The organism is Streptomyces sp. NPDC049577, from assembly GCF_040675635.1.
Lineage (GTDB): Bacteria > Actinomycetota > Actinomycetes > Streptomycetales > Streptomycetaceae > Streptomyces.
In genome coordinates this window covers 1-4,926 of record NZ_JBFAPH010000411.1, presented here as the reverse complement: position 1 = coordinate 4,926, position 4,926 = coordinate 1, and the positions used below count along the sequence as shown (strand labels likewise).

At 71.8% G+C, this 4,926-nt stretch carries 7 protein-coding genes; 4 read left to right on the top strand and 3 right to left on the bottom strand.

Features of this window, described 5'->3' with window-relative positions:
- Positions 1 to 196: 196 nt before the first annotated feature.
- The gene (locus AB0K09_RS29790; protein WP_366068522.1) at positions 197 to 484 is read right to left on the bottom strand and encodes a hypothetical protein; all 288 of its coding nucleotides are present in this window, start codon (positions 482 to 484) and stop codon (positions 197 to 199) included.
- 263 nt (positions 485 to 747) lie between these two features.
- On the opposite strand from AB0K09_RS29790, the gene AB0K09_RS29785 reads away from it, so the two are divergent.
- The 3 genes from AB0K09_RS29785 to AB0K09_RS29775 all read left to right on the top strand — a co-directional run bounded on the left by AB0K09_RS29785 (position 748) and on the right by AB0K09_RS29775 (position 1,951).
- Positions 748 to 1,284 (top strand): DUF6232 family protein, encoded by a 537-nt coding sequence (locus AB0K09_RS29785; protein ID WP_366068521.1) that lies wholly within the window; start codon positions 748 to 750, stop codon positions 1,282 to 1,284.
- Positions 1,285 to 1,348: 64 nt separating this feature from the next.
- Positions 1,349 to 1,681: a hypothetical protein gene (locus AB0K09_RS29780; protein ID WP_366068520.1), complete on the top strand. Its 333-nt coding sequence runs from the start codon at positions 1,349 to 1,351 to the stop codon at positions 1,679 to 1,681.
- Between the two features lie 108 nt (positions 1,682 to 1,789).
- Positions 1,790 to 1,951 carry a hypothetical protein gene (locus AB0K09_RS29775; RefSeq protein ID WP_366068519.1) on the top strand — a complete coding sequence of 54 codons (162 nt, stop codon included), beginning with the start codon at positions 1,790 to 1,792 and terminating at the stop codon, positions 1,949 to 1,951.
- 18 nt (positions 1,952 to 1,969) lie between these two features.
- On the opposite strand, the gene AB0K09_RS29770 is transcribed toward AB0K09_RS29775, so the two are convergent.
- Both AB0K09_RS29770 and AB0K09_RS29765 read right to left on the bottom strand, forming a co-directional pair.
- Complete coding sequence (locus AB0K09_RS29770; protein ID WP_366068518.1) at positions 1,970 to 2,383, bottom strand: hypothetical protein; 414 nt, start codon at positions 2,381 to 2,383, stop codon at positions 1,970 to 1,972.
- Positions 2,384 to 2,589: 206 nt separating this feature from the next.
- Entirely contained in the window at positions 2,590 to 3,507 is a 918-nt protein-coding gene (locus tag AB0K09_RS29765; RefSeq protein WP_366068517.1) for a hypothetical protein, read from the bottom strand.
- A 535-nt stretch (positions 3,508 to 4,042) separates the two neighbouring features.
- Here AB0K09_RS29765 and AB0K09_RS29760 point away from each other — a divergent pair.
- Positions 4,043 to 4,708: a hypothetical protein gene (locus tag AB0K09_RS29760; RefSeq protein ID WP_366068516.1), complete on the top strand. Its 666-nt coding sequence runs from the start codon at positions 4,043 to 4,045 to the stop codon at positions 4,706 to 4,708.
- The last annotated feature ends 218 nt before the right edge of the window (positions 4,709 to 4,926 follow it).

Here is a 4,926-nt window from a genome sequence, read left to right as displayed (position 1 = left end):
GTGGCCGGGAAGTCCTCGGGCACCTCGTCGACCGCGGGCAGGAAGAGGTACGCCACTATGACTCCATGAGGTGTGCGGAATCGAGTCGGGCACCTCCTGTACCGGAGGTGCCCGCATCATTGTCCGGATCTTTGCACGTGTGTCCCAGTGGATTTGTGGTGGGGGTCGCAGAATGAGTAGTTCCGCCCGAGGGGTGCTAGATCCGGACACTGTGCCCCGAACTCGCGGCGATCGTCGCTCCGGGGGGAACGGTCTGGGCGGGGCCGGTGCAGTCCCGGGTGGTGTGGACGAACGCGACCGTGCGGGTGTGGTTCTGGACCGCCAACGGCGCGTTCAGGTTGCGGTAGCAGCCGGACGGGTCGGTGAAGGAGCGTCCGTTGAGGACGAGCTGGCCGGAGGCGGCGAGGGACGATCCGGGGACCGCGAGCGAGAGCAGGGCCGCGGCGGCGAGTGTGCCGAGTGCGTGCGGGACGAGGCGTCGCATGGGCGTCCTTCCTTCGGAACGAGGCCGGTAACGCCGGAGAGCTGCCCCGGGGCGGTCGCCGCATGCGCCGGCCACCCGTACGGAGGACGCGGCGCGGCCGCCGGCGCGACCGGTTCGTACGCCTTTCCCACGCCGCCCGCGCAACAATCCGGCGCAAGAGGCTTGTTGGCCGAAATCCGGGGGGAGCACACTGCTTCTCGTCCCGCTTCCGCCCCGGACCGCGCGTCGCGGTGTGCGGCGGTGCGTGGCATCGGGGGAGCCGTATGGCGAAGCGCTACGTCGGCGAAATCATCATCAGCCAGAGAGTTGTCGAGATCGGGCACGAGGTCTATCCCCTCGCGAACATCTCCCGGGTGCGGACCGCGGAACTGGTCTGGCGGGGACGTCACGCGACCCTCCATCCGCTGCGGCAGCTTCTCCTCCTCGCGATCGCGTACGTGCTGTTCCTTGCGGCAACCCGGCGCGCACCGGCGCGCGTGCCGGTGGGGGACCACTTGGACGCCGTTTCGTGGATCGCCGGAGTGCTCGGCCTCTATTTCGTGGCGGTGCTGTTCTACCGGGTGTTTCTGAGAAGAACCCGCTACGCGCTGCTGGTGGAGACCTCGGGAACGCAGTACACCGCACTCTCCGGGACCGACCTCGCCGAGATCCGGCGGATCAAATCCATCATCGTCGAGGCCATCGAGCATCCGCCGGCCCAGGCGATGTCCGTAGAGGTCCACGGGGACGTGGTGGTGGGTGACAAGGTCGGCCGTGACCAGTTCAAGGCGGGCGCGGGCGGAAACAGCTTTTCGGCCTGACGGCCTCAGGGGGACGGGGGAGACGTTGACGCGCCACGGAGAAGGACACCGGATCCACGGAGACGTGGTCCACGGCGACAAGGTGGGCCGCGACCAGTACAAGGCGGACGGCAACGCCCGTCTCACGGTCACGCATCAAGGGGGACTCTCCCACGCCGACCTGGAGGCCGCGATCGCCGAGCTGCGTTCCTTCGTGACCGACCTGACCCGCGAGGGGCTCGTCGACGCGGACGGCGCGGTGGTCGACCCCGGCGGGGTCGTGGCGGCTGTGCGGTCCCGGCGGGGCCGCCTCCGGGCACTCGCCCGCGCCGTCTCCGGCGGCGCCGGGGACGCGGTGCTGTCGGCCGTGCAGGGCGGCGTGGCCGCGCTGGTCACGGGCCTGGTGCAGCCGGGGTGACCGGGCAGGCGCGGTCCCGCCACGGAGCCGGTGCCCGAGGTGCGGTGGCCCGCACGGCGTGTGAGCCTGGGGACGGCTCGGTTTCCCCGCACCGGAGGAGTGAGCGGCATGGGGATCAAGGACCAGATGCAGGCCAAGGCACAACGGGCCAAGGAGAGGCTGGAGCGGGAGCGGAAGCAGTCCGACGACAAGCTTCGCGAGCGTGAGCGGGAGGCCCACCGTCAGCAGTCCTTCGACGAGCTCCGGGACGAGCTGGACGACGGCTCGTAGGCGTGCCCGGAGGGCGGCTCAGCCGCAGTCGGGCGTGAGGGAGCCGACCCGGCGGCCGTCCAGTTCCGCGTCGCCGTAGTGATCGACCTCCTGCTCGTCGCCCGCGAAGTGCTGCCGGTCGTTGAGGCGGACGATGCAGCCGAAGGCGTCGGGGAGGGGGTTGCGGGCCGACTTCGGGTGGATGGGCGGCTCGATGTCGTCCAGCTCGCGGAGGCGGAAGCCGGTCCTGGTGACGTGCGCGTCCTCGTCGAGGAGGACGCGGCCCGTCTGGTGCGGGCCCTCGAAGAGGCAGAAGTGGCCCTTCGGGCACCTCGGCTTCGACGGGCCGGGCGTCGCGGCGTGGGACGCGGGGGCCGCCAGGGCCGCGAGGCCGAGGGTCAGGGACAGGGCGGCGGACAGGGCGGCGGCGGGGCGGGACAGGCTGTGGCGCATGGGACTCCTCGGCGGTGCTGGTCCGGCGTGTCCGGACGGCGGCCGCGCGAGGCTACCCGTGTGCGAAACCCTGGAATCGATCGTTCCCGGCCGTTCGAGGGGAACGAGGGGGCGCCGCCCGAAGGCGGGGCCCGAGGGCGGCGCCCCCTCGTTCAGTGCCGGGTGCTGGGGAGGTGCGGGCAGCGCCGGCGGCGCAGGCCCGTGGGTCAGCCACGGCCCTTGGTCTGCAACTGGCATTCGTCGTGGAGCGCGGTGATCGCGCCGAGGAGGTCGGGGTGATCGGAGAGGTCGATGTTCCGGCGGATCGCCGCGTGGCTGATGAGGCCGAGCAGGCGGTGGACGATGTCGGCCTCCTGCTGCTGGCGCCGCCAGTCCAGTTCCTCGGTCTCCTCGGTGGATTCGCCGTCGCAGGGCGCCGGGGGCGTGCTGCGGAACTGCTCGTCCTCGGCGAGGCACTCCTTGAGTGCTCTGGGCCACGCCAGGGACAGCGGCTGAGCGGGGTCCCGGGTGCCCGGTTCGCGGGAGTGCTGCTGGATGGCGGCGATGATCCTGGCCTCCGCCGACTGGTCGGCGCGCTGCTGGAGGTCCTCGACGGCGGTGAGCCGGGCGGCCAGGTGCCGGATCGACGCGGCGTGGCGCAGGGCCCACTGCCGCTCGGCGCGGCGGCTGCGGTGCTCGCGGGCGTGCTCCACCCGCTCGCTCTGGGTGCGGGGGAGCGTGCCGTCCGGGCGTAAGTAGGCGCGGCTGAGCTGGAGATGGCGGCGCTCGGCGGACTGGCGGCTGCGCATCTCCAGCGCGGTGGCGATCCGGGCCCAGGTGATCTTCTTGGTGCGGGCCAGGCTGATCAGTTGCAGCTCGTCGTGGTCCAGCTTCTCGCGGAGGATGCGGATCACCAGCAGCGACGCGAGGATGTCGGTCTCCGTGGCGTCCGGCTGGAGGATCCCCTGGGCGCGCCGGCAGACGCGGTCGTAGGCCCGGGCGATCTCCACCAGCCGGCGGGAGGAGTCGTGGCCGAGCAGCCGGCGGACGCCGCCCCGGAACTCCAGCAGATGGGCCCAGGCCCGGTCGCGATCGCGCTCGGCCTCGGGGCGTTCCGGGTGGCGTGAGGAGGGTGTCGTCGTCATGACGACTCTTTCCGTCGTCGTTCGGACGACGTGTGCGGCACCGGCCGCGCGGCGGGACCCGGATGGTCGGGCGCCGCGTCCGTGCGTCCTCCGCGGCGGAGCCTGCGGCGCCACAGGGCACGCAGGCCGGTGGCCGTGGCCATCGTGACTGCGAACATCACGGAGGCTATGTACTGGGCACTGGCGTCATGTATGACGGAACTCAGCATCGTTGAATCGGCGCACGTCGAAGACGTGCGCCTTACTCCTCACAGGCGTTGGCGGTGCGTGGCGGTGCGTAAGGGACGGCCAGCAGGTTGGCGTGCGCGAATCGGAAACGGCTTCGAAGCCTCGATTGCGGCCGTTGCCAGACGGCGATTCTGCCGGGTCCGGTCCGCCCGCCACCGGCCTCTCGGCCCGCGTGCCGGCAAGCGCCACCCTCCGCCACCGCCACACAGTGCGCTTTTCAGGACATATCCCAAGCTTGCCCAGTAATCGGAATGTCGCCTTCCGGAGGCGGGGGCCGGCTGTCAGTGGCCGTCTGTTGAATGTCGGCATGACCGTCCACGACCTCGTAGCCGTCCTGCCCGATCCGGACGCACTCCTCGCGCGCTGCCGCGCCTTCGCCGTGCTGGACGCCGTCTTCCAACCGGCCTACCGCCGCCACGGGTTCAGCCCCGCTTGGCGGGACGGGGTCGCGCTGGCGAGCATGGACAACGGCTCGGGTGATCTGTACGCCGTCGTCTTCGACCCGGCGGGCGTCTTCCTCTACGGCTTCGATCACGAAAGCGACGCCACGCCATGGCGCGAGGAGCCGCGCGCGCACTGGCCGGGGCTGCTGGAGGGGCTTCCCGCCGCCCTCGCCCACTACGCGGACGAGCCGGTGTTCCAGCTCGACGAGTTCTTCGACGCAACGGTCTGCGCCTGGCGCGAGACCGGCGCGTCGGCGTGGGGATGCGGGCCGGTGGTGTTCGAGGAGGGGGAGACGGACGGAGCCGACTGGCTGTTCGGCACACTCGCGAACGGCAGCGCGGAGGCGTACGCGGCAGACGCCGAGGACTACTTCGGGAGGTCCGTCGACCGGGCCGCGGTGGCGGCGGTGCTCGGTGGCGGACCGCTCACGAGGGACGTCGTCGCCGCGCTCAACCCCGCGGCGGACTACGGGGCGCCGGCCGCCGAGGCGGCGGCCATGGGGTATCCCGTCGCCGTCGGTCGGGCTTGAGCGCGTTGCGTCAGACCGTCACGTCGAGACCGGCGCAGTGATTCGGGTCGGATTCCCGGGACGTGCCCTTGAAGGTGACGACGGCGACGGTGCCGGCAGGCGTCCGCGCGCACAGCCCGGGAGAGTCCGGCCGAGCCGGGGCGTGAGCCCGGCATGGCGAAAGGGGTGCCCCATGGTGCGGGCACCCCTTCGCCCTCCCCCTCTGTCATCTCAACCTG

Bases quoted from the DNA above. Each gene is read 5' to 3' on its own strand.
- AB0K09_RS29790 (WP_366068522.1), bottom strand. From the start codon at position 484: ATGCGACGCCTCGTCCCGCACGCACTCGGCACACTCGCCGCCGCGGCC.
- AB0K09_RS29785 (WP_366068521.1), top strand. From the start codon at position 748: ATGGCGAAGCGCTACGTCGGCGAAATCATCATCAGCCAGAGAGTTGTC.
- AB0K09_RS29775 (WP_366068519.1), top strand. From the start codon at position 1,790: ATGGGGATCAAGGACCAGATGCAGGCCAAGGCACAACGGGCCAAGGAG.
- AB0K09_RS29770 (WP_366068518.1), bottom strand. From the start codon at position 2,383: ATGCGCCACAGCCTGTCCCGCCCCGCCGCCGCCCTGTCCGCCGCCCTG.
- AB0K09_RS29765 (WP_366068517.1), bottom strand. From the start codon at position 3,507: ATGACGACGACACCCTCCTCACGCCACCCGGAACGCCCCGAGGCCGAG.
- AB0K09_RS29760 (WP_366068516.1), top strand. From the start codon at position 4,043: ATGACCGTCCACGACCTCGTAGCCGTCCTGCCCGATCCGGACGCACTC.